This is a genomic window from Pseudonocardia sp. Cha107L01 (assembly GCF_052566575.1).
The window spans coordinates 1163215-1185291 of record NZ_CP199579.1; the positions used below are offsets into that span (position 1 = coordinate 1163215).

Below are 22077 nucleotides of genomic sequence, written 5' to 3' on the forward strand. Positions count from 1 at the left end.
GATCACCTCACCGTGGCAGCCGGCGTCCCGGCCCCGCCCTTCGTTCCGGTCGCGCTGCTCGAGCTGCTCGCCCGGCACGACCCGGCGCGAGCCGAACAGGTCCAGCGGCTGGGCGACGAGCCGCCACCGGACGCGGTGCTGGTCCTGGGGCCGGCCGAGCAGGCGGTCGGCCAGCTGGCCGCGGCACTCGCCGCCCGAGTGCCCGCCCGGCTCCGGTGCGCGCCGGTCGAGGTGTCGGATCGACACGCCAGGATCGCCGAGACGCGCGCCGTGGTGTGGGTGTTCGACGCGGCCGCGTCGGCTCCCGAGGCGCACTGGGCACGGTTGGCGGCACTGGCCGGGCAGGTGGACGAGGTGCACCTCGCGCTGGCCGGCACCGAACCGGGCCGGGGCGGTGGTGCCGCGCTCGCCGCTGTCCGCGCCCGGCTGGCGGAGCAGCTGCCCAGGCTGGCCGCCGCGCCGGTCCACCTGCTCGCCGAGGGACCGGGGCGGTTGGTGGCCGCGCTCGTCCGGCCCGCCGACTACCCCGGATACCGCAATGCACTGCGCGTCCTGGAGACCGGGCTGGTGGAAGCACTGGGTCGGCGGCTGACCCGGCAGCGCAACGCCGCCCGCCGCGAGATCGCCACCGGGGAAGCGTTGGGCAGGAACCGCGACGAGCTGGCGGGCCTGCACCGGGAGGCGATCGGCGAGTGGCCGAGGCGGTTCCGAAACGACCTGGCGGAGCTGCGTGGGCGCACCTCGCTGGAGCTGACCGGTGCGCTGCGGATACTGCGGGACGACGCGCGTGAACAGCTCAATCACGCCGACAGAGCCGCTCGTGCCCGGTTCCCCGAGCAGTTCGGCTCGGCCGCCGGCGAGCTCGCCCGGCGGGTGTCCGAGCAGATCGAGGACCTGTACGAGATCACCGGGCAGCCGGTGGACGGGGCCCCGCCGGGCGAGCACGCGGCGAGGATGGGCCCGCCGGTACCGAGTATCGCGCCGCCGGTCCGGTCCAGCCGATCGGTGTTGGAGGACCGGCTGATGTTGGTGGTCGGCGCATCCGGTGGGCTCGGGCTGGGGCGGCTGGCGATGTCGTCGCTGCTCGAGGTGACGTCGGTGCTCGGCGCTTCGGCGATGCCGGTCTCGGTCGGGCTCGGCGTCGGCGCCGCGTGGTGGCTCGCGCGCGCCCGTCGGGCGGTGACGGAGCGCGCCAGGCTCGCCCAGTGGGTGGGCGGGGTGCTCGATGAGCTGCGGATCGGCCTCGAGGCGATGGTGACCGAACGAGCGCTGGCCGAGGAGCGCCGGTTGGGCGGGGCGGTGAGCCGCGCGGTCGACGAACGGGTCGCCGTGCTCTCGGCGCGGCTGCGGGAACATGAGCGGCTGGCGCGCCGGGCGGCGGTCCGGCGCGCCGAGTTGCGCAGCGCGGACAACCGGAGCACCGACGAGCTCAGGGCCGCGGGCGCCGAGCTGGTCCGGTTGCTCGCCGTGCCGCTCGCGGAGCCGGAGCTGGCCGGATGATCCGCCCCGACGACCGCGACCGGATCGAGATCAACACCGGCGTGGACACCGACCTCGACGGCCACCCGGACACCGTGTTGCTGCCGGATCCCCTGGACTTCGCGCTGCTGGTGGACGTGGACCGGGACGGGCTGGCCGACCTGTTCATCCGGATCGGCCCGGACGGGGCCGCCAGCACCACCGATCTCACGGTCGACCCGGTGCCCTGGTGGCCGACCGACCCGGCGGCCGATGCCTGTTACGACCCGTTCTGGACGGACCGACCGTGACATCGGTGTGCCCGGGCATCGGCGGCGCGCTCGCGTCGAGGGGATCGGGGCGGCGGCGGGAGGTGATGTGCGACGGTGTGCGCGATGGCTCACATTTCGGCGCAAAATGTGAGCGAAGGCTCACACCCCAAAACACCTCCCCGCCAGAGCCCCGATGACGCGGGCCACCCGTCGGCGCGACGGCATGCGCGACCGGGACGGTCGGTTGCGCCGGGTCGGTGTGGGCGCGAACCGGGTCGAACCGGACGGCGTGCGGTTCCGAACCGTGCCGGAGCTGATCGGGTATCTGCAGGACTACCTGCGGATCTCCCAGGCGGACCTGGCCGACCGCTGCGGTCTGCGCCGCGAAACGGTGTCCCGCTGGTCGTCCGGCACGGTGACCCCGACGTTGGCCACCCTGCGGGCCGCGTTGGCCCCACTGGGGTGGTTGCCGGCGATCACGCTGGAACCGACCGAGGCGGTGCTCGACGAGCAGCTCGGCCGACCGGTCGACCTGGACGAGCTGCTCGGCCGGCAGGTGCTCGACCTGCTGGCCACGGTCTGCGCCGCCGCCGCCGAGGGCCTCGACGTGGTGGTCGGCGGGGAGGTCGCCGCGGTGCTGCAGGGCGTGCCGCTGCGTACCAGGCATCTGGTCATCCACCTGCGCGAGGAGCACCGGAACCGGTTGAAGCAGCTGGCCACCGCGCGCTGGCAGGGCGTCAACCTGGTGCTCGGTGCCGACCCGGACTCGGATCCGGTGTGGGCGCTCGGAATCGGCGGGGTGCGTGCGGTGCTGCGCTCCGGGCCGATCCGGCCGGCGACCCGGGTGGTACATCCCGAGCACCCGAAGTTCAACGGTGCCGCGGTGCCGGTGGTCAGCCTGACCGCGCTGCTCGCCACGGACTCGGCCGACGACGGTGGTCTCGGCCCGGCCGCGCGGGAGGTGACGGGTAGGTTCACCGCTCGTGGAGGGTGACGAGCGGATAGATCCAGAGTTCCGGGCACTGCCGTTGAGCGCGCTCGCCGACGCCGCGCTGAGCCGGGCCCGCCAGCTCGGCGCCAGCCACGCGGACGTGCGGGTGGAGCGCATCCTCAGCCAGTCGCTCGCGCTGCGCGACGGCGCGGTCTCCTCGGCGATGGACGCGATCACGGTCGGGTTGGCGGTGCGGGTGATCGTGGACGGCACCTGGGGTTTCGCCTCCACCGTCGAGCTGACCCCGACCGCCGCGGCCGCGATCGCCGCCAGGGCCGTCGAGGTCGCCCGCACCCTGCGCGCGGTGAACACCGAGCCGGTGGTGCGCGCCGACGAGCCGGTGTACGCCGGGGTCAGCTGGGTGTCCGACTACGACATCGACCCGTTCACCGTGCCCACCCAGGACAAGATCGCGCTGCTCGGCGACTGGTCGGAGCGGTTGCTGGCCGCCGACGGGGTGGACCACGCGGACGCCGCCTGCCCCCAGGTCAAGGAGAACAAGTTCTACGCCGACCTGGCCGGCACCACCACCATGCAGCAGCGGGTCTGGATCGAGCCCCGGTTCACCGCGACCGCCGTGGACCGGGCCGCCGGGCAGTTCGAGACCATGCGCACGCTCGCGCCGCCGGTCGGGCGGGGCTGGGAGTACGCCCTGGGCACCGCCGGCGGCTGGGACTTCGACGCCGAGCTGGCCCAGGTACCCGAGCTGCTGGCCGAGAAGATGAAGGCGCCGTCGGTCGATCCCGGCCGCTACGACCTGGTCATCGACCCGACCAACCTGTGGCTGACCATCCACGAGTCGGTCGGCCATGCCACCGAGTACGACAGGGCGATCGGCTACGAGGCGGCCTATGCGGGAACCAGCTTCGCCACCCCGGACCTGCTCGGCACCCTGCGCTACGGCTCCGAGCTCATGCACGTGACCGGGGACCGCACCGTGCCGCACGGGCTTGCCACGGTCGGCTACGACGACGACGGCGTGGCCACCGGCGAGTGGGACCTGGTGCGCGACGGCATGCTGGTCGGCTACCAGCTGGACCGCACGTTCGCCCCCCGGCTCGGCCTGGAGCGGTCCAACGGCTGTGCTTTCGCCGACTCGCCGCACCATGTGCCGATCCAGCGGATGGCCAACGTCTCGCTGCAACCGGACCCGGCGCGGGACACCACCACCGACGAGCTGATCGCCGGTGTGGACCGGGGCATCTACGTGGTGGGCGACAAGTCCTGGTCGATCGACATGCAGCGGTACAACTTCCAGTTCACCGGGCAGCGGTTCTACCGGATCGAGAACGGCCGCCTCGCCGGGCAGCTGCGCGATGTGGCCTACCAGGCGACCACCACCGACTTCTGGGGCTCGCTGCGTGCGTTGGGCGGGCCGTCCAGCTGGCTGTTGTCCGGCGCGCTGAACTGCGGCAAGGCCCAGCCGGGGCAGGTCGCCGCGGTCAGCCACGGTTGCCCGCCCGGGCTCTTCGAGCAGGTCAACGTACTCAATGCGGCGCGGGAGGCGGGGCGTTAGATGCGCGCGCAGGAGCTGGTCGAGCGGGCCCTCGCGGTCCGGGGGACGGACGTCGTCGGCCGCGTCGTGCTGGTCACCGAGTCCAGCGAGGCGGTGCTGCGCTGGGCGAACAGCACGATGACCACGAACGGGCACAGCACCGCGCTGAGCTGGTCGGTGATCTCCCTGGTCAAGCTGGCCGGTGCGGGCAACGGCGCCGGTGGGGTGGCCGCCGGCGTGGTCAGCTCCTCCGCGCAGGTCACCGACGCGAGTGAGATCGAGTCGATGGTGCGGGCCAGCGAGCTGGCCGCACGCCAGTCCGGCCCCGCGCGGGATGTCGCCGAGCTGCCGCTCCCCGGTGGCGCCGCCGACTCCGCCGGCTGGGCGGACCCGGCCGGCGAGACGTCGATCGGTGTGTACGGGGCACTGGCCGAGCAGCTGGCCGAGGCGTTCGCCCGGGGCCGCGACGGTGCCGCTGACGGCAAGCGCACGCTCTACGGTTTCGCCAGCCATGAGGTGGCCACCACCTGGCTGGGTACCTCCACCGGGGTGCGCAGGCGGTGGACCCAGCCGACCGGGTCGGTCGAGCTGAACGCCAAGACCGCCGACCTGACCCGTTCGGCCTGGGGCGGCCGTTCCACCGCCGACTTCACCGACGTCGACCTGCTCGAGCTGGACGCCGAGCTGGCCACCAGGCTGTCCTGGGGTGCCCGCCGCGTCGAGGCGCCGGCCGGGCGCTACCCGACGATCCTGCCGCCCTCCGCGGTCGCCGACCTGCTGACCTACCTGTGCTGGGGCATGTCCGGGCGGACCGCGCAGGAGGGCCGCAGCCCGTTCTCCGCCCCGGCCGGGTCCACCGCGGCCACCCGGGTCGGCGAGCGGCTGACGACGCTGCCACTCACCCTGACCAGCGACCCGGCCATGGGCTCGGCCGAGTCAGCCGGTCTCGGCACGGTGCCGTTCCTGGCCACCGCGTACTCCAGTGACGACGTCAGCGTGTTCGACAACGGCGCGCCGCTCGGCCGGGTGGACTGGATCGCCGACGGGACGGTCAACGCGCTGACCTACCCGAGGGCGGCGGCGGCGGAGTTCGGTGCCGAGTTCGCCGCACCGGGCGACAACCTGGCGCTCACCGGCGGCACCGGCGGCTCGCTCGCCGACCTTGTCGCGCGTACCGAACGCGGGCTGCTGCTGACCTGCCTGTGGTACATCCGGGTCGTGGACCCGGGCACCCTGCTGCTCACCGGGTTGACCCGGGACGGGGTCTACCTGGTCGAGGGCGGTGAGGTGGTCGGCGAGGTGAACAACTTCCGGTTCAACGAGTCGCCGCTGGACCTGCTGCGCCGTGCGAGCTCGGTCGGCTCCGCCGAGCGCACGCTGCCCCGGGAGTTCAAGGACTGGTTCACCCGCACCCTGATGCCGGCGATGTTGGTCCCGGACTTCAACATGTCCTCGGTCAGCCAGGCCAGCTAGGTGTGAAATCGAGCACTGAATTGGATCTCTGATCGGATGGAAACGTAAGCGCTTACGCAGTGATCTCCAGCGCTTTTCGGCTTCTGAATCGTTTCCCTTGATCGCTCCTGTGAGTGATGTGACAGTGTCCAGCGGCTGTGCGATGCGCTTTGCGCGACTAACCTCCAAGGCCAACCCTCCTCTCGGAACATGCCCGTCAGCACCAAGGTCTTGGCGGGCGGCTTGGGCATTCCAAGCCATTTCATGAGACGGCCGCCAGCAAGGAGACGTCAAACATGACCGCTGCAACCGTTCCCGGGCTCGAACAGGCCCCCACGACGAACGCCAGGCTGTTGAGCTGGGTCCGCGAGGTGGCCGAGCTCACGACGCCGGAACGGGTGGTCTGGGCGGACGGCTCGGAAGCCGAGTGGGACCGAATGACCTCGCAGCTGGTCGAGGCCGGCACATTCATACGCCTGAACGAAGAGAAGAAACCGAACTCCTTCTGGTGCGCCTCCGATCCCAAGGATGTCGCCCGCGTCGAGGAACGCACCTATATCTGTAGTGAGACCAAGGAAGGCGCCGGGCCGACCAACAACTGGGTCGACCCGAAGGAGATGAGGGAGACCCTGAACGGTCTGTTCCAGGGTTCGATGCGCGGCCGCACCATGTACGTCGTCCCGTTCTGCATGGGGCCGACCGACGCCGAGCAGCCGATGCTCGGGGTCGAGATCACCGACTCCGAGTACGTGGTGGCCTCGATGCGCATCATGACCCGGATGGGCGCCTCGGTGCTGCCGCTGTTCGACGGTCCGGCCGGGGACAAGTTCGTGCCCTGCCTGCATACCGTCGGCGCGCCGCTGGAGCCCGGGCAGCAGGACGTCGCCTGGCCGTGCAACGAGACCAAGTACATCGCGCACTTCCCGGAGTCCCGCGAGATCTGGAGCTACGGCTCGGGTTACGGCGGCAACGCGCTGCTGGGCAAGAAGTGCTACGCGCTGCGGATCGCCTCGGCCATAGCCCACGACGAGGGCTGGCTGGCCGAGCACATGCTGATCCTCAAGCTGACCAGCCCGGAGAAGAAGGACTACTACATCGCCGCCGCGTTCCCGTCGGCCTGTGGCAAGACCAACCTGGCGATGCTGCAGCCGACCGTGGAGGGTTGGACCGCGCAGACCGTCGGCGACGACATCGCGTGGATGCGCTTCGGCAAGGACGGCCGGCTGTACGCGGTGAACCCGGAGTTCGGCTTCTTCGGCGTGGCGCCGGGCACCAACTGGAAGACCAACCCGAACGCGATGCGCACCATCGAGCAGGGCAACTCGCTGTTCACCAACGTGGCGCTGACCGATGACGGCGACATCTGGTGGGAGGGCCTGGAGGGCGAGCCCCAGCACCTCACCGCGTGGACCGGGCAGGAGTGGACGCCGGACTCGGAGTTCGCCGCCGCCCACCCCAACTCCCGCTACACCACCCCGATCTCGCAGTGCCCGGTGGTCGCGCCGGAGTGGCAGGACCCGCAGGGTGTGCCGATCTCGGCGATCGTGTTCGGCGGCCGCCGCGCGGACACCGTCCCGCTGGTCGCCGAGTCCCGCGACTGGCAGCACGGCGTGTTCGTCGGCGCCACCCTGTCCTCGGAGAAGACCGCCGCCGCGGCCGGCAAGGTCGGCATGGTGCGCCGCGACCCGATGGCCATGCTGCCGTTCCTCGGCTACGGCGTCAGTGACTACTTCCAGCACTGGATCGACGTCGGCAAGAGCGCGGACGCCAGCAAGCTGCCCAAGATCTTCTGCGTGAACTGGTTCCGCCGCGGCGAGGACCGGCGCTTCCTGTGGCCCGGCTTCGGCGAGAACAGCCGCGTGCTGAAGTGGATGGTCGAGCGCATCGAGGGCAAGGCCGCCGCTGTGGAGACGCCGATCGGCTACGTGCCGACGCCCGACCAGATCGACCTGGAGGGCTTGGACGGCGTCACCGCCGACGTCGCCGACTCGCTCGCGGTGCACATCGAGGAGTGGAAGGCCGAGCTGCCGCTGATCGAGGAGTGGTTCGCCCAGATCGGCGACACGCTGCCCACCTCCATGCGCGACGAGTTCGAAGCACTCAAGCAGCGCCTCAACGCCTGATACCGGGCACGGGCATAAAACGGGGGCGGGCGCCAAGGCGCCCGCCCCCGTCCCGTACGTGAGGGGGCTCCGCCCCCATCCCGCGAGTCGGGGCTCTCAGCACACCGAGTCGCGGCTCTCAGCACACTGCCGCCCGGCTAACGTCTGCCCGGTGAGACGCGTGGCCGCTCGGCTGATCACCACCGCACTGATCAGTGCGGTCGCCGTGTTGGTCAGCGACGGGGTGGCGTGGGCGCACGCCGGCGGCCTGACCTCGTCGTCCAACGAACCCGTGGTCGTCGGCATCCAGCCGCCGGTACCCGGGCTGACTGTGACCGTGGTGGAGGCCGGCGCCCGGCTACGGCTGGACAACCGGACCGGTCAGCGGGTCGGCGTGCTGCCCCCGCCCGGCTCGGTGATCAACGCGCTACCGGTGGTGGACCCCGGTGACGTCGCCCTCTGGTCCGACCCCCGGATCGTCGCCGCCTCGACGAAGTCCCGGCCACCGGACGCGCGGCTGGCCTGGCGCATCCCACTGCGGGTCGGCGACGGCACCGTGCCGATCGAGCTGGTCGGCGAGCAGCGCTGGCCACCGCCGCCGGACGCCGGGCTGTGGTGGCTGCTGACGGCGGGTGCGCTGGTCCTACCGGTCGGGTTGGTCGCGTTGGGCAACCGATCCTCGGGGCGGCGTGTGCTGAAATCCCCGACTCAGTGTGCTGAGAGCCCCGACTCGCGGGGGACACGGGGTGGGGTATCGGCGGTGAGTCGGTGGACGTTGGCGGTGGCCACGGCGGTGGTGATGGGGGCGCATGTGGTGCACATGTACGGCTCGGCGCTGGTGGTCGCGCAGGGCACGCTGATCTGGGTGTTCCTGGCCGCCGCCGGGTTCGCTGTGGTCGGCTGGCCGATCGGGGCGGCGGGTGCCTGGCTGACCGCGCGGGGCCGGCCGGCCGGGCCGTTGCTCTGCCTGGTGGCCGGTGCGCTGCTGGCCATCATCATCGCGCCGGCCGACGTGTTCAGCTTCCACGACGCGGTCATCCCGTTCGCCTGGGGCCCCGACCTGGACCGGCTGCTCATCGCGCTCACCGTCGGCGGCGGGCTGGGTGTGGTGGCCGCCGCGTGGCTGCTGATGCGCCGCACGCCGGCGACCGGGTCGGCCGTGCCGCCGGCCACCGAGGCGTCAGGGGGGCAGTCGTGATTCTGGCGCACGGGATCGGTGGGCGCGCCGACCTTCCACTGCCCGGCGAGCTGGTGCTGCAGGCCGGCGGGTTCGTGGTGCTGGTGTCGTTCCTGGCGGTCGGGCTGACCTGGCGCCGGTCGCGGTTCCACACCGCCGTCCCCGGGCGCCCGCTCCCGGCGGCGGTGCAGCGACTGGCGGACAGTGACCGGGTCCGGCTCGGCCTGCGCTGTCTGATGCTCGCGCTGCTGGCCTACCTCCTGGTGCAGGCGTTCAGCGGCGTGCCGGACCCGAACCACAACCCGGCGCCGAGGGCGCTCTACGTGCTGCTCTGGGTGGGCATCGTGCCGGCCTCGCTGGTGTTCGGGCCGGTGTGGCGGGTGCTCAACCCGCTGCGCGCCCTGCACCGCGGCCTCAGCACCGTCCTGCGGCTGCCGCCGGCCGGGTACCGGGAGCTGCCGCCCGCGTTGGGTTACTGGCCGGCCGCGCTCGGGCTCACCGTGTTCGTCTGGCTGGAGCTGGTCCCGGGCGCGCGGGCGGACCCGCCGGTGGTCGGCGGGTTCATGGCCGGGTACGCCGTCCTGATCACCGCCGGCGCGCTCCGCTACGGCCCCTCCTGGTTCGACCGCGCGGATCCGTTCGAGGCGTACTCGTCGCTGGTGGCCGCCCTGTCCCCGGTGGGCCGTGCGGGGTACCCCGGTAACCACCACGAGGTCGAGCTGCGCAACCCGTTCCGGGGGCTCAACGCGGTGCGGCCGGCGCCCGGCCTGGTCGCTGTGCTGGCCGTGTGGTGGGGCTCGACGGTGTTCGACGGGGTGTCCGGCACGCCGTGGTGGGCGACCACCAGCCAGGTGGCCGCCGCCGCGTCCGGGATACCGGTCGAGCTGATCGCCACCGGCGTACTCGCCGCCCTCATCGCGCTGGTCGCGGCCAGCTACCGCCTCGCCACCGGCGCGCTGGCCCGGGAGCTGGTCAGCACGCTGATCCCGATCGCCGTCGGCTACACCATCGCGCACTACGCCTCACTGCTGCTCGTGGAGGGGCCGCGCGGACTGGCGCAGCTGGCGGATCCCTCGGCGCCCGCGCTACGCGGCGCGCCGGCCCCGCTGCTGATCGCGGTCATCCAGGTGGCCGCGATCCTGGTCGGGCACGTGGTCGGCGTGATCGCCGCGCACGACCGCGTGGTCGCGCTGAACCCGACAGCCCGCACCCCGGCCGCCGCGTCGATCGACAGTTCGGCGCTCACCGAGAGCCGGCGGCTGGCCGACCAGGTTCCACTCGTCCTACTCATGATCGTTTACACCATGATCGGACTTTATCTTCTTGTGATCGCCTGATCGGGCGGGAGGAGGCAGACTGACGCGTCGGCACGCTCCCGTTTCGGCACGGTCAGAGGAGTTTCGATGGCGTCACCCGAGGGGTCGGGTCTGCGCGTGAACGCGTGGAACCTGCTGCTGCTGGTCCCGTTCCTGATGTTGGTGGTGCCGTGGTTCAACTCGGATGCCCCCCGCCTGTTCGGGCTGCCGTTCTTCTACTGGTCGCAGTTCGCGTTCGTGCCGGTCGGGGTGGTCTGTGTCGCCGTGGTGTTCAAGATGACCAAGAGCGAGCCGACCTTGCCGGCGCCCGGTGCCTCCGGTGGCGTTGACGAGCTGGACGAGGGGACCGCCCGATGATCCACTGGGTGGAGCTCACGGTGTTCGCGGTGCTGTTCGTCGCCGTCACAGTGCTGGGGTTCCTGGCCTCGAGGTGGCAGCGGGGTGGCAGCCTGGACCATCTCGACGAGTGGGGCCTCGGCGGGCGCAAGTTCGGTTCCTGGGTGACCTGGTTCCTGGTCGGCGGCGACCTCTACACCGCGTACACGTTCGTCGCGGTGCCCGCGCTGCTCTTCGGCGCCGGCGCGCTGGGCTTCTACGCGCTGCCCTACACGGTGGTGCTCTACCCGCTGGTGTTCCTGCCGGTGCTGCGGCTGTGGTCGGTGTCGCGGGTGCACGGCTACGTCACCCCGGCCGACTTCGTGCGCGGCCGCTACGGCAGCTCGCTGCTGGCGCTGGTGGTCGCGCTGACCGGGATCGTCGCCACGATGCCGTACATCGCCCTGCAGCTGGCCGGGCTGGAGGCGGTGCTGCGGACCATGGGGCTGAACGCCTCCGGCATCGCCGGGCACCTGCCGCTGTTCGTCGCGTTCGTCATCCTGGCGCTGTACACCTACCAGTCCGGGCTGCGCGCGCCCGCGCTGATCGCCTTCGTCAAGGACATCCTGATCTACCTGGTGATCCTGGTCGCGGTGTTCTACCTGCCGGCCAAGCTCGGCGGCTGGTCGCACATCTTCGACGTGTCGGCCAAGAAGCTCGCCACCCCCAACCCGAGCACCGGCGCCCCGATGGGCTCCATCCTGCTGACCGGCAACAACCAGCTGCAGTACGTCACGCTGGCGCTCGGCTCCGCGCTGGCGCTGTTCCTCTACCCGCACTCGGTGACCGGCGTGCTGGCCTCGCGCGGGCGGGTTGTCCTCAAGCGCAACATGGTCGCGCTGCCGGCCTACTCGCTGCTGCTCGGGCTGCTGGCGCTGCTCGGTTACGTGGCCATCGCGGCCGGCGTCAAACCGATCACCAACAACGCCACCGGCCGCCCGGACACCAACACCGTCATCACCGTGCTGTTCCAGAACCAGTTCGGCGCGGTGTTCGCCGGCATCGCGTTCGCCGCGATCGGCATCGGCGCGCTGGTGCCGGCGGCGATCATGTCCATCGCGGCGGCGAACCTGTGGACCCGCAACATCTACAAGACGTACCTGAAGCGCGACGCCACCCCGGCGCAGGAGGCGAAGCAGGCCAAGCTCGCCTCGCTGGTGGTCAAGGTCGGCGCGGTGCTGTTCATCGTCGCGGTGGACCCGCAGTTCTCGATCGACCTGCAGCTGATCGGCGGCGTGATCATCCTGCAGACGCTGCCGGCGGTGGCCATCGCGCTGTACACCCGCTGGTTGCACCGTTGGGCGCTGATCGCCGGCTGGCTCGCCGGGATGGGCTACGGCCTGTATCTGCTTTACAAGATTCCCAACCCGGCGGCGAAGCGGCTGCATTTCGGCGGCTCCGCGCTGACCCTGGACAAACTCACGGTGTTTGGTTGGCACCCGTTCATCGGCTCGACGGTGCAGATCTACGTCGGTTTCGTCGCTCTGGTGGTGAACCTGCTGGTCGCGGTCATCGCGACGCTGGTTCTGCGGGCCACCTCGGCGTCGAATGGCGAGGACGAGACCACCGCGGAGGATTATCACACGGACGAGGGGAGCGATAGAATTAAGCCACCCGCGGTGGGCTCAGTGATCCATTAGAGAACGCACAGAGTGACCTCCGGAAAAATATTGGGCTGAACGGTGGAACGTTTTCGCCGATCGTCCGATACATGATGTGACCGCAGTCGCGGGCCTACCCTGGCCAGCCGGAGGTGACCAACTGTGTTGGATCTGGGAGCGTCGGAACACTCCGACCTCACCGAGGACCCAGCGAAGGAACTCGTTGCTGAGTTGACCGCGCACGCCGTCGAGGACGGCGCGCCGGCACACGCGGCAGCGGAGATCCGACGCCGAGGCGCGGCCGGGGAGACCCCGATCGGGCTGTACAGGCTGTCCGAGGTACTGGCCCCGGCGGGCGGCGCGGTGCCGCCGCAGCGGCTGCCGGCCGGCGAGCCGGGCGAGGTGGTGGACGTGGTCCACCGCTACCCGTGCGCCGTACTGGACGCGCCGAATCCCGCCCAGGTGGCGGAGAACCTGGCCGCCGTCCTCGCCGACGGCAAGCGGGTACTGGTCAGCGGTTCGGACGCCGAGGCGCTCGCCGCGGTGCGGGCGGCCCTGCCCGAGTCACTGCAGGGCGTCTGCCTGGACGCACCGCCGCCGCTGTCCGACACCGAGCTGCGCGAGCTGCGGTCGCTCCTGGTCACCGCCACACCCAGTCGACGGCTGCGCCTGGACCAGATCCTGCCGCACCCGAACCTGGTACCTGGCGCCGATCAGGTCGCCGCGCTGTGCCGGTCGGCCGGCGGCCGGGGCTACCCGCCCCGGGACGGCGTGGACATGCTGCCCGAGCTGCTCGGCGGGATGCCGGCGGAGCGATTAGCGGCGCTGTTGGAGACCGCAAGGCGTTGCCAGAGCACACTGCGCGCGATGGACCCGGCCGGTGACGCCCGCTGGGGGAGGGCGTTGCTGGAGCGGGTGCTGTTCGGCTCCGACCGCGAGCCGTTCGACAGGTTGCTGCGGCGCACGACCGACGTGGTGCTGGCCGCCGACAAGCTGCGCGACGCCGGCGACCAGATGGCCGTCGTCGGCACGCTGCCCCCCGGTTCGGTCGAGCAGCTGCGCAGCTACGTCACCTACCTGGACTCCGGTGGCCGGGCCCGGGTGTACTTCCGCTCGCCGCAGCAGCGCGCCGTGCAGCCGGTGCTGCGCCACCTGCGCCTGGACGGGGTGCCGCTGAAGGACTCCACGGTGCTGCACCAGGCGCTGGCGTTCGTCGAGCTGATCGAGTCGATGGACGAGATCGGCGAGCTGTGCCGGCGGCTGCGGGTGCCCGAGCCGAGGAACGTGCCGGCGGTGGCCGAGCTGAACCGTCAGCTGGACCGGGTCGAGGAGGCCGCCAGGGCCGCCGAGCACCTGCGGCACGAGGTGTTGTTCGTCCACCACGACAGCCCGGTGACCGTGCCCGACCTGATGACCACCGAACAGGTCGCGCGGACCATCGTGGAGTCCGGTGGCACCGGCGGGATGAACCAGGCGCGGGACCGGCTGATCGGGATGGCCAACCGGCTGGAGCGCTCGATGCCGAGCCAGGACGCCGCCCCCGAGTTCGGCGTGCTGATCTCTGCCCTGCTCTCGATCAACCTGCCCGCCTACCTGGACGCGCTGGACGTGCTGGCCGCCGCCCGCAGGGAGTACGCCGACCAGCGACGACAGGTCGAGCTGCTGGGGCGGCTGCGCACGGCCGTGCCCCGCCTCGCCGAGCTCTGGGAACAGGTCGGGCCGCGGCGGTTCACCCAGGGCACCGCCCGGTTCGTGCTGCTGGACGAGCTGCTCGAGGAGCTTCCGGAAGCCGACACCGCCGACCTCGTGCTGCTACTCGGTGCCGGGTCGCTGGGCACTGAGAACCTGCTCGTTGCGGCCGCGGCGCCCCGGCTGCTCGCGGTATCCGGTGGTTTTGCCGCCGCGCCGCTGCCCGGGCCGCCCAGCGCGGCGGACACCGTGCTGAGCACGCTGCGCCGGGCCGCCGTCCCGGTGATCGTCGCGGCCGGGGCCGAGGCTCCCGCCGAGCCGGCCGAGCCGGTGGCGCCACCGGTCGAGAAGCCGCCGGCCCCGGTGGCCTACGTCGAGATGCCGGCGCCCCCGGCCGGTGTCACCGAGGTACCGCCGCCACCACTGAGCGACGCGCCGGACGAGTTCTCCAACCCGCCGACCGAGGTACCGGCGGCCAGCCAGCCGTTCACCATGCCAGCTCAGCGGGAGGCTCCGGTCGAGGAGTCCGACCCGTCGATCAGGCGTGCCGAGCGCGGCAGTGCGCACCGGCAGGCCGAGTCGGCGGAGAACACCGAGCCGGCGGAGGCCGAGACGGAGTACGTGGTCCTGCCGCTGGGCATCGTGGCCCGGGCGGTCGAGTCGGCCGGCGGGCGCGACCAGAACTGACGCGTTGGTGGGGCGGCCCAGCCCGGGCCGCCCCGCTCAGTGCCGCCAGTGCCGCCTCCGCCGCCAGTGCCGCCTGCGCGGGGGCCCGCTCAGCCCCAGAACACGAACAGCGGGTCCTCGACGATCTCGGCGAGCAGCGGTTCGGGCCCGGCGTTCGGCGGGTGGTCGTAGCGCCGCCAGCCTTCGCCGACCCGGTGGTAGATCCGCCACAGGCCCTGCTCGGGATCGTTGTAGCGCAGCTGCGCAACGTGCACGGAGGACCACGCCGAGCCCAGTTCGGGGAACGCCGGCGGCCGCCGCTCCATGATGGTCACCCGGTCACCGTGGATGGTGTAGCCGATCTGCAGACTGGCACGAGCGTGCCCGGGAACGCGATCGGCGCACCAGCGGCTGAACAACGCCTGGTACTCCTTGGGCACGGCCATCGGTTCATGATCCCTGGTACGCGGTCCGGGCGCGATCGACCATCCCGCTGACTGGGAGCGCCGTGCCGGGTGACGGGTGCGGGGCTAGTGTCCGGGCCCATGAGTGCGCCTGAGACCGACCGCCCGGTGAGCCGCTTCGGCGTCGTCGAACCCGCTGACCTGCCGGACGACCTGCGGCAGCGGATCGAGGCCATCGCGGAGAAGTCCGGTTTCGTGCCGAACATCTTCCGGGCACTGGGGCGGCGGCCGGCCGAGCTGCGCGCGTTCCTGGACTACCACGACGCGCTCATGACCCCCGGCGAGGACGACCCGACGCTGTCGGCGGCCGAGCGGGAGCTGATCGTGGTGGCCACCTCCGGGGCGAACCACTGCACGTACTGCGTCGTGGCGCACGGCGCGATCCTGCGGGTGCGCAGCAAGGACCCGGAGCTGGCCGACCACGTGTCGGCGAACCCGTACAGCGTGGTGCTGGACGATCGGCGGCGCGCCATCGTGGACCTGGCGCTGCAGATCGCCACCGACTCGGCCAGCCTGCGCGACGAGGACCTGGAGGCCGCCCGGGACGCCGGCCTGACCGACGACGAGATCTGGGACATCGGCTCGATCACCGCGCTGTTCGCGATGTCCAACCGGCTGGCCCACCTCACCGCACTGCGCCCCAACCCCGAGTTCTTCCTGATGGGCCGCCTGCCCCGCTGACCCGGTACCGCCGCCGTACCCTCTCGGCGGCACAGACCCACCGCCGCTCGCACAGACCTTGCAGGCTCTGTGCGGCCCGGGGTGGGTCTGTGCCGGCCGGATCAGAGCACCTTCGACAGGAACGTTTGGGTGCGCTGGTGGACCGGGTTGGTGATCACGTCGCGGGGTTTGCCGGCCTCGACGATCACGCCGCCGTCCATGAACACCAGTGAGTCGCCGACCTCGCGGGCGAAGCCCATCTCGTGGGTCACCACGACCATCGTCATGCCGTCCTCGGCGAGCCCGCGCATCACCGCGAGCACGTCGCCGACGAGCTCCGGGTCCAGCGCCGAGGTCGGCTCGTCGAACAGCATCAGCTTCGGCCGCATGGCCAGGGCGCGCGCGATCGCCACCCGTTGCTGCTGCCCGCCGGACAGCGCCGCCGGGTAGGCGTCGACCTTGTCCCCCAGCCCGACCCGCTCCAGCAGCTCGCGGGCCTGCTCCCGGGCCGCCGAGCGGGAGTCGCCGCGGACCGTCACCGGCGCCTCCATGATGTTCTCGGCGGCGGTGCGGTGCGGGAACAGGTTGAACCGCTGGAACACCATGCCGATGTCGCGGCGCTGCCGGGCCACCTCGGACTCGCGCAGCTCGTGCAGCTTGCCGCCGTGCTCCCGGTAGCCGACGAGCTGCCCGTCCACCCACAGCCGCCCGGCACTGACCTTGTCCAGGTGGTTGATGCAGCGCAGGAACGTCGACTTGCCCGAGCCGGACGGCCCGATGATGCACATCACCTCGCGCGGCTGAACCTGCAGGTCGATGCCGCGCAGCACCTGGTTGGAGCCGAAGCTCTTGCACACCTGCTCGGCCTTGACCATCGGTTGCTCGGTGTCGGCCGGGGTGTCGGCACCGGTGTCCGGCTGAGTGCTCATGTGTCGGCTCCGCTCTTGGGTCGACCGAATCCGAACCGGGCGCGCATCCCGACCGGCTCCGCGCCCGGGAAGCCGGTGCCGCGGCCGTAGTAGCGCTCCAGGTACATCTGCCCGACCGAGAGCACCGAGGTGAGCACCAGGTACCAGAGCGCGGCCACGATCAGCAGCGGGACCGGTTGGAAGTTCCGCGAGTAGATGGACTGCACGGCGGTCTGCAGCTCGAAGTAGCCGATCACCACGACCAGCGAGGTCGTCTTCAGCATCGAGATGGTCTCGTTGCCGGTCGGCGGGATGATCACCCGCATGGCCTGCGGCAGCACCACCCGGCGCAGCGCCTGCGGGCGGGACATGCCGAGCGCGCTGGCCGCCTCGGTCTGCCCGTGCTCCACCGAGTTGATGCCGCCGCGGACGATCTCCGCCATGTACGCGGCCTCGTTCAGCCCCAACCCGAGCAGGCAGGCGGTGAACTGCACGATCAGCTTGTTGGTGTCGAAGGTGACGAACTCCGGCCCGAACGGGATGCCCAGCCCGAGGGTGGGGAACAGGCTGGCCAGGAAGTTCCAGAAGACCAGCTGGGTGATCACCGGGGTGCCCCGGAAGAACCAGATGTAGCCGCCGGCGACGCTGGAGAGCACCGGGTTCGGGGACAGCCGCATGACCGCGAGGATCAGCCCGCCCACCGCGCCGATCGCCATCGCCAGCAGGGTCAGCAGCAGGGTGTTGCGCAGCCCGCTGAGTACCACGTCGGAGAATGCGAACTGGCCGACCACCGGCCAGTTGAACCGGGGGTTGGTGAGGATCGCGTTCACCAACATCGCGGCCAGCACCGCGAGCACCGCCACCGAGGCCCAGCGACCCGGGTGGCGCACCGGCACCGCCTTGATCGGCGCGGCCCCGGTGGGGGCCGAGCCGACCGGCGGGCCGGGATCTGTCTGTGTGGTCACCGCTCGCTCACTGTCCGGTGTCGGGGTTGATCTGCGCGGTCTTGATCGCGCTGTCGGTACCGCTCGCGCCGTTCCACTTGGTCACGATCTTGCCGTAGCTGCCGTCCTCGATCAGTGCCTGCACCGCGCCCTGGACCGCCTTGGTGAAGTCGCCCTGGCCCTTCTTCAGCGCGATGCCGTACGGCGCGGCCTCGTACTGGTTGCCCAGCTGCTCGAGCTGGCCGTTGGTCTGGATCACCGCGTAGTTCACCACCGGCGAGTCGGCCAGCATGGCCGCGATCCGCTTGGAGGTCAGTGCCAGCGTCACGTCGGTCTGGGCCTGCAGCGCGGTCAGCGCGATCGGCGCCTTGCCCTCGGCCTGGCACTTCTTGCTGCGCGCGGTGACGTCCTCCTCCTGGACGGTGTCCTTCTGCGTGCCGACCGCCTTGCCGCAGAGGTCGTCGAGGGTGAGGTGGTCCGGGTTGCCCTTCAGCACCGCCGCCTTGGTGCCGGCGTTGAAGTAGCTGACCAGGTCGACGGACTTCTCGCGCTCGGCGTTGATGGTGAACGAGGACATGCCCAGCTCGTACTTGTCCGACCCGATGCCCAGCAGGATCGCGCCGAACGCGCTGTTCTGGAACTCGGCGGTGAGCCCGAGCTTCTGCGCGACGGCCTTGCCGAGGTCGACGTCCATCCCGACGAAGGTCTGGCCGTCGGTGTCGTAGAACTCGTTGGGCGGGTACGAGGCGTCGCTGCCGATCACCAGCTTGCCGTCGGACGCCACGCCCGCCGGCACCAGCTTGGCCAGCGCGTCGTCCTTGGCGGCCGCTGGCGCGTCCGACGGAGCCGCACCGCCCGGGCTCGGGGCGCCGCTGCCGCCCGCCCCGCAGGCGGCGAGCACCACCACCGACGCCGAGAGGCCGAGCAGGGCAAGCGCGCGGGTGTGGGTACGGCGGATCACGGTCGTCTCCTCAGGTTCAGCTCAGGAATTCACCGCATCGTGCCAAACCTGCCCCGATTGAGGTAAGCGTTTGACTCGATCAGTCGCCGAACCGATGCGGTCGGCGGATGGCTCCGGCCCGGATGGCCGAAGGCGGCGGTGTCGGTTAGCGGGTCTCGCGGCGCTCAGGCGGTGAACCTGGACGGGTCGGCGGCCTTCCAGTCGTGCACCCAGCCCTCCGGCGGCTCGGCCAGCAGCTCGCCCGGGCGCAGCCACTCGTACAGCTCGGCGTAGCTGCGCATCTCGGTGGGCGTCACCCGGCGGCGCAGCATGTGCGGCCGCAGCTCGTCCGGGTCGTGCACGCCGATCGAGGCCATGATCTGGGTCGCGCTGCGCACCGTGGCGCGCTGGAACTGCTCCACCCGCTCCGACTTGTCCGCCACGTCCAGCGCGCGGGCCCGCCGGGCGTCCTGGGTGGCCACCCCGACCGGGCAGAGGTTGGTGTGACACTTCTGCGCCTGGATACAGCCCACCGCGAACATCATCGCCCTGGCCGCGTTGGTGTAGTCCGCGCCCTGGATCAGCCGCTTCACGATGTCCGACCCGCTGGAGACCTTGCCGGACGCGCCGATCTTGACCCGGTCCCGCAACCCGGTGCCGACCAGCGCGTTGTGCAGCGTGATCAGCCCCTCGGTGAGCGGCGTGCCGATGTGGTCCAGGAACTCCAGCGGCGCGGCGCCGGTGCCGCCCTCCGAGCCGTCCACGATGATGAAGTCCGGGGCGGTGCCGACCTCGATCATCGCCTTGCACACCGCGAGCACGTCGCGCCGCGAGCCGACGCAGAGCTTGAAGCCGACCGGCTTGCCGTCGGACAGCTCGCGGATCCGGACCAGGAACTCGATCAGCCCGACCGGCGTGGAGAACACCTTGTGCGCGGGCGGCGAGATCACCGTCACCCCTTGCGGCACGCCGCGCACGCTGGCGATCTCGGCGTTCACCTTCGGCCCCGGCAGTACACCGCCGAGCCCCGGCTTGGCGCCCTGGGACAGCTTCAGCGACACGCAGCGCACCGCCGGGTTGGCGGCCTTCGCGGCGAACTTCGACTCGTCGAAGCCGCCGTCGTCGGTGCGGCAGCCGAAGTACCCGGTCCCGATCTCCCACACCAGGTCGCCGCCGGGCCGCAGGTGGTACTCGGACAGCCCGCCCTCGCCGGTGTCGTGCGCGAACCCGCCCCGGGCCGCGCCGGAGTTCAGGGCCAGGATCGCGTTCGAGGACAGTGACCCGAACGACATCGCGGACACGTTGAGCAGCGCCATGTCGTACGGCTGGCGGCAGTCCGGTCCGCCGATCCGCACCCGGGGTGGCTGCTCCGGCGTCGGCAGCGGGCACATGGCGTGCACGAAGTGCTCGTAGCCGACCTCGTACACCTCCCGCTCGGTGCCGAACGGCTGCTCCGCCTCGGTCGCTTTCGCGCGCTGGTAGACCAGCGAGCGGACCTCCCGGTCGAACGGGCGGCCGTCGGTGTTCCGCTCGATGAAGTACTGCTGGATCTCCGGCCGGATCTCTTCCATCAGGAAGCGCAGATGCCCGACGACCGGGTAGTTGCGCAGGATCGAGTGGTCGCGCTGGAGCAGGTCGTACACGCCGAGCCCGGTCAGTGCCAGCAGCGGCCCGGCGGCCAGCCACCACCAGGGACTGAGCGCGACGGAGAGCCCGAGGGTGGCCAGCGCGAGGAGCGCGATGCCGCCGAGATAGGTGAAACGGGTCACAGCGCGAGGCTAAGCGATGGCCGATACATCCGCCGGTGCGCACGCCGGAACCTGGAGAGTGGTTCGGTACGTTGTCAGGCCGACAGCAGAAGGGACTCGCCATGTCGTTGATCCGGAAGCTGGCTGCGCTTGGAGTGGCCGCAGAGGCCGCGCGCCGCTATGCCCAGAAGAACCCCCAGAAGGCCCGTGAGCTGACCGAGAAGGCAGCCTCGTTCGCCGACCAGCGCACCGGCGGCAAGTACCACGGTCAGATCGAGTCGGCCAGGCGCAAGCTCGCCGACCTCGGTGGCTACGCCGCGCCGGAGCCGCCGCTCACCGCACAGGCGGTCATCACCCCCCCGGAGCCGCGCCCGGCCCCGCCGACCCCCTACAAGCGCGGCTGAATCCGCGCGGGCGATGCCGCCCGAGGCGGCTCATGCCACGATGTCGATAGCGAGCCCGTCCATCCGGACGGGCGGCCGGCGCCCCCACCGGGTCGCCGGCCCGTTCGCTGCCGATGTGCCCCGGGCCGCCACAAGCGGCTTGGGGACCTGAGCACGAGGAGCCGCCATGCCGTCGTCGTGGCCCGGTTTTGTCGAGCCTGACCCCACTCCGCAGCAGGTCATCGCCGGCCTGCACGCCACCGTCGAAGGTGGCGAGGACCTGGTTCAGGTGCTCACCCCGGAGGGGGTGCGGGTGGCCGAGCCCCGGTTCGACCATTACCTGACCGACATCGACGTGGACGGCCTCAAGGCGTTCTACCGGGACATGGTGCTGGTCCGCCGGGTGGACCGGGAGGCCAACGCGCTGCAGCGGCAGGGCCAGCTCGGCATCTGGGTGCCGCTGCTGGGCCAGGAGGCCGCCCAGATCGGCGCCGGCCGGGCGATGGCGGCGCGGGACATGGCGTTCCCCAGCTACCGCGAGCACGGTGTGGCGTGGTGTCGGGGTATCGACCCCACCGAGCTGCTCGGCATCTTCCGCGGCACCGACCAGGGCAGCTGGGATCCCGCCGAGACGGGCTTCCACCTGTACACCATCGTGATCGGCAACCAGTGCCTGAACGCGACCGGCTACGCCATGGGCCAGCGCTTCGACGGCAAGGTCGGCGAGGCGTCGACCGGGGAGGCGACGATCTGCTTCTTCGGCGACGGCGCCACCTCCCAGGGCGACGTGCACGAGGGCTTCGTGTGGTCGGCGGTCTACGACGCGCCGGTGGTCTTCTTCTGCCAGAACAACCAGTGGGCCATCTCCGAGCCGCTGGAGCGCCAGACCCGGGTGCCGCTCTACCAGCGCGCCAGGGGCTACGGCTTCCCCGGTATCCGGGTGGACGGCAACGACGTGCTGGCCACCCTCGCGGTCACCCGGTGGGCGCTCGAGGAGTGCCGCACCGGCAACGGACCGGTGCTGATCGAGGCGTTCACCTACCGGATGGACGCGCACACCACCTCCGATGACCCGTCCCGGTACCGGCTCAGCGACGAGCTGGAGCTGTGGAAGCTGAAGGACCCGATCGAGCGGCTGCGCGTCAACCTGGTCCGCGAGCACCAGGTCGGCCAGGACTTCTTCGACGGGATCGCGGCCGAGTCCGACGAGTTGGCCGCCCGGTTCCGGGCCTACTGCGTTGCCATGCCGCAGCCCGGGCCGGAGCGCATGTTCTCCGAGGTCTACGCCGAGTCCGCGCCGGTGTGGGACAGGCAGCGGGACGAATATCTGGCGTACCACGCGTCGTTCCAAGCGCCCGAAGAACCGCTTGCGGGTTCGAGCATCAGCGCCGAAGAACCGCTTGCGGGTTCGAGCATCAGCGCCGAGGAGGCCTGAG

19 protein-coding genes are annotated in these 22077 nt (G+C 71.3%); 14 read left to right on the forward strand and 5 right to left on the reverse strand.

Features of this window, described 5'->3' with window-relative positions:
- Positions 1 to 12 precede the first annotated feature (12 nt).
- From ACTXG6_RS05535 to ACTXG6_RS05585, 11 genes are all read left to right on the forward strand, one after another.
- Entirely contained in the window at positions 13 to 1500 is a 1488-nt protein-coding gene (locus ACTXG6_RS05535) for a hypothetical protein (RefSeq protein WP_445186677.1), read from the forward strand.
- Positions 1497 to 1769 (forward strand): hypothetical protein, encoded by a 273-nt coding sequence (locus tag ACTXG6_RS05540; protein WP_445186678.1) that lies wholly within the window; start codon positions 1497 to 1499, stop codon positions 1767 to 1769. The genes ACTXG6_RS05535 and ACTXG6_RS05540 overlap by 4 nt, the downstream gene beginning before the upstream one ends.
- A 154-nt stretch (positions 1770 to 1923) precedes the next feature.
- Entirely contained in the window at positions 1924 to 2724 is an 801-nt protein-coding gene (locus ACTXG6_RS05545; protein WP_445186679.1) for a helix-turn-helix domain-containing protein, read from the forward strand.
- Positions 2714 to 4237 carry a TldD/PmbA family protein gene (locus ACTXG6_RS05550; protein WP_445186680.1) on the forward strand — a complete coding sequence of 508 codons (1524 nt, stop codon included), beginning with the start codon at positions 2714 to 2716 and terminating at the stop codon, positions 4235 to 4237. The genes ACTXG6_RS05545 and ACTXG6_RS05550 overlap by 11 nt, the downstream gene beginning before the upstream one ends.
- Entirely contained in the window at positions 4238 to 5689 is a 1452-nt protein-coding gene (locus tag ACTXG6_RS05555; protein WP_445186681.1) for a metallopeptidase TldD-related protein, read from the forward strand.
- A gap of 275 nt (positions 5690 to 5964) precedes the next feature.
- The gene (locus ACTXG6_RS05560; RefSeq protein ID WP_445186682.1) at positions 5965 to 7791 is read left to right on the forward strand and encodes a phosphoenolpyruvate carboxykinase (GTP); all 1827 of its coding nucleotides are present in this window, start codon (positions 5965 to 5967) and stop codon (positions 7789 to 7791) included.
- Positions 7792 to 7942: 151 nt separating this feature from the next.
- A complete protein-coding gene (locus tag ACTXG6_RS05565; protein WP_445186683.1) occupies positions 7943 to 8968 on the forward strand; it encodes a hypothetical protein in 1026 nt (341 codons plus the stop codon).
- On the forward strand, positions 8965 to 10284 hold the full coding sequence (locus ACTXG6_RS05570) for a hypothetical protein (protein ID WP_445186684.1): 1320 nt from the start codon (positions 8965 to 8967) through the stop codon (positions 10282 to 10284). Before ACTXG6_RS05565 ends, ACTXG6_RS05570 begins: the two co-directional genes overlap by 4 nt.
- A 66-nt stretch (positions 10285 to 10350) precedes the next feature.
- Entirely contained in the window at positions 10351 to 10620 is a 270-nt protein-coding gene (locus tag ACTXG6_RS05575) for a DUF3311 domain-containing protein (RefSeq protein ID WP_445186685.1), read from the forward strand.
- Positions 10617 to 12278 (forward strand): monocarboxylate uptake permease MctP, encoded by a 1662-nt coding sequence (mctP, locus tag ACTXG6_RS05580; protein ID WP_445186686.1) that lies wholly within the window; start codon positions 10617 to 10619, stop codon positions 12276 to 12278. Before ACTXG6_RS05575 ends, mctP begins: the two co-directional genes overlap by 4 nt.
- 123 nt (positions 12279 to 12401) lie before the next feature.
- Positions 12402 to 14615: a hypothetical protein gene (locus tag ACTXG6_RS05585; protein ID WP_445186687.1), complete on the forward strand. Its 2214-nt coding sequence runs from the start codon at positions 12402 to 12404 to the stop codon at positions 14613 to 14615.
- An 89-nt stretch (positions 14616 to 14704) separates the two neighbouring features.
- Here ACTXG6_RS05585 and ACTXG6_RS05590 read toward each other — a convergent pair whose 3' ends face one another.
- Complete coding sequence (locus ACTXG6_RS05590; RefSeq protein ID WP_445186688.1) at positions 14705 to 15040, reverse strand: DUF3024 domain-containing protein; 336 nt, start codon at positions 15038 to 15040, stop codon at positions 14705 to 14707.
- A gap of 99 nt (positions 15041 to 15139) precedes the next feature.
- Between ACTXG6_RS05590 and ACTXG6_RS05595 the strand changes: the two genes are divergently transcribed.
- Positions 15140 to 15739 carry a peroxidase-related enzyme gene (locus tag ACTXG6_RS05595; protein WP_445186689.1) on the forward strand — a complete coding sequence of 200 codons (600 nt, stop codon included), beginning with the start codon at positions 15140 to 15142 and terminating at the stop codon, positions 15737 to 15739.
- A gap of 101 nt (positions 15740 to 15840) precedes the next feature.
- On the opposite strand, the gene ACTXG6_RS05600 is transcribed toward ACTXG6_RS05595, so the two are convergent.
- The 4 genes from ACTXG6_RS05600 to ACTXG6_RS05615 all read right to left on the reverse strand — a co-directional run bounded on the left by ACTXG6_RS05600 (position 15841) and on the right by ACTXG6_RS05615 (position 20279).
- A complete protein-coding gene (locus ACTXG6_RS05600; RefSeq protein WP_445186690.1) occupies positions 15841 to 16647 on the reverse strand; it encodes an amino acid ABC transporter ATP-binding protein in 807 nt (268 codons plus the stop codon).
- Positions 16644 to 17591, reverse strand: a complete 948-nt coding sequence (locus ACTXG6_RS05605) for an amino acid ABC transporter permease (RefSeq protein ID WP_445186691.1) — start codon at positions 17589 to 17591, stop codon at positions 16644 to 16646. The genes ACTXG6_RS05600 and ACTXG6_RS05605 overlap by 4 nt, the downstream gene beginning before the upstream one ends.
- A gap of 7 nt (positions 17592 to 17598) precedes the next feature.
- Complete coding sequence (locus ACTXG6_RS05610; RefSeq protein ID WP_445186692.1) at positions 17599 to 18531, reverse strand: ABC transporter substrate-binding protein; 933 nt, start codon at positions 18529 to 18531, stop codon at positions 17599 to 17601.
- 164 nt (positions 18532 to 18695) lie between these two features.
- Positions 18696 to 20279 carry an FMN-binding glutamate synthase family protein gene (locus ACTXG6_RS05615; RefSeq protein WP_445186693.1) on the reverse strand — a complete coding sequence of 528 codons (1584 nt, stop codon included), beginning with the start codon at positions 20277 to 20279 and terminating at the stop codon, positions 18696 to 18698.
- A 101-nt stretch (positions 20280 to 20380) separates the two neighbouring features.
- Here ACTXG6_RS05615 and ACTXG6_RS05620 point away from each other — a divergent pair, with 101 nt between their 5' ends.
- Positions 20381 to 20662 carry an antitoxin gene (locus tag ACTXG6_RS05620; RefSeq protein ID WP_445186694.1) on the forward strand — a complete coding sequence of 94 codons (282 nt, stop codon included), beginning with the start codon at positions 20381 to 20383 and terminating at the stop codon, positions 20660 to 20662.
- A 166-nt stretch (positions 20663 to 20828) separates the two neighbouring features.
- The gene (locus tag ACTXG6_RS05625; protein WP_445186695.1) at positions 20829 to 22076 is read left to right on the forward strand and encodes a thiamine pyrophosphate-dependent dehydrogenase E1 component subunit alpha; all 1248 of its coding nucleotides are present in this window, start codon (positions 20829 to 20831) and stop codon (positions 22074 to 22076) included.
- Position 22077 lies beyond the last annotated feature (1 nt).

Bases quoted from the DNA above. Each gene is read 5' to 3' on its own strand.
- ACTXG6_RS05540 (WP_445186678.1), top strand. From the start codon at position 1,497: ATGATCCGCCCCGACGACCGCGACCGGATCGAGATCAACACCGGCGTG.
- ACTXG6_RS05545 (WP_445186679.1), top strand. From the start codon at position 1,924: ATGACGCGGGCCACCCGTCGGCGCGACGGCATGCGCGACCGGGACGGT.
- ACTXG6_RS05555 (WP_445186681.1), top strand. From the start codon at position 4,238: ATGCGCGCGCAGGAGCTGGTCGAGCGGGCCCTCGCGGTCCGGGGGACG.
- ACTXG6_RS05560 (WP_445186682.1), top strand. From the start codon at position 5,965: ATGACCGCTGCAACCGTTCCCGGGCTCGAACAGGCCCCCACGACGAAC.
- ACTXG6_RS05575 (WP_445186685.1), top strand. From the start codon at position 10,351: ATGGCGTCACCCGAGGGGTCGGGTCTGCGCGTGAACGCGTGGAACCTG.
- mctP (WP_445186686.1), top strand. From the start codon at position 10,617: ATGATCCACTGGGTGGAGCTCACGGTGTTCGCGGTGCTGTTCGTCGCC.
- ACTXG6_RS05590 (WP_445186688.1), bottom strand. From the start codon at position 15,040: ATGGCCGTGCCCAAGGAGTACCAGGCGTTGTTCAGCCGCTGGTGCGCC.
- ACTXG6_RS05595 (WP_445186689.1), top strand. From the start codon at position 15,140: ATGAGTGCGCCTGAGACCGACCGCCCGGTGAGCCGCTTCGGCGTCGTC.
- ACTXG6_RS05600 (WP_445186690.1), bottom strand. From the start codon at position 16,647: ATGAGCACTCAGCCGGACACCGGTGCCGACACCCCGGCCGACACCGAG.
- ACTXG6_RS05620 (WP_445186694.1), top strand. From the start codon at position 20,381: ATGTCGTTGATCCGGAAGCTGGCTGCGCTTGGAGTGGCCGCAGAGGCC.
- ACTXG6_RS05625 (WP_445186695.1), top strand. From the start codon at position 20,829: ATGCCGTCGTCGTGGCCCGGTTTTGTCGAGCCTGACCCCACTCCGCAG.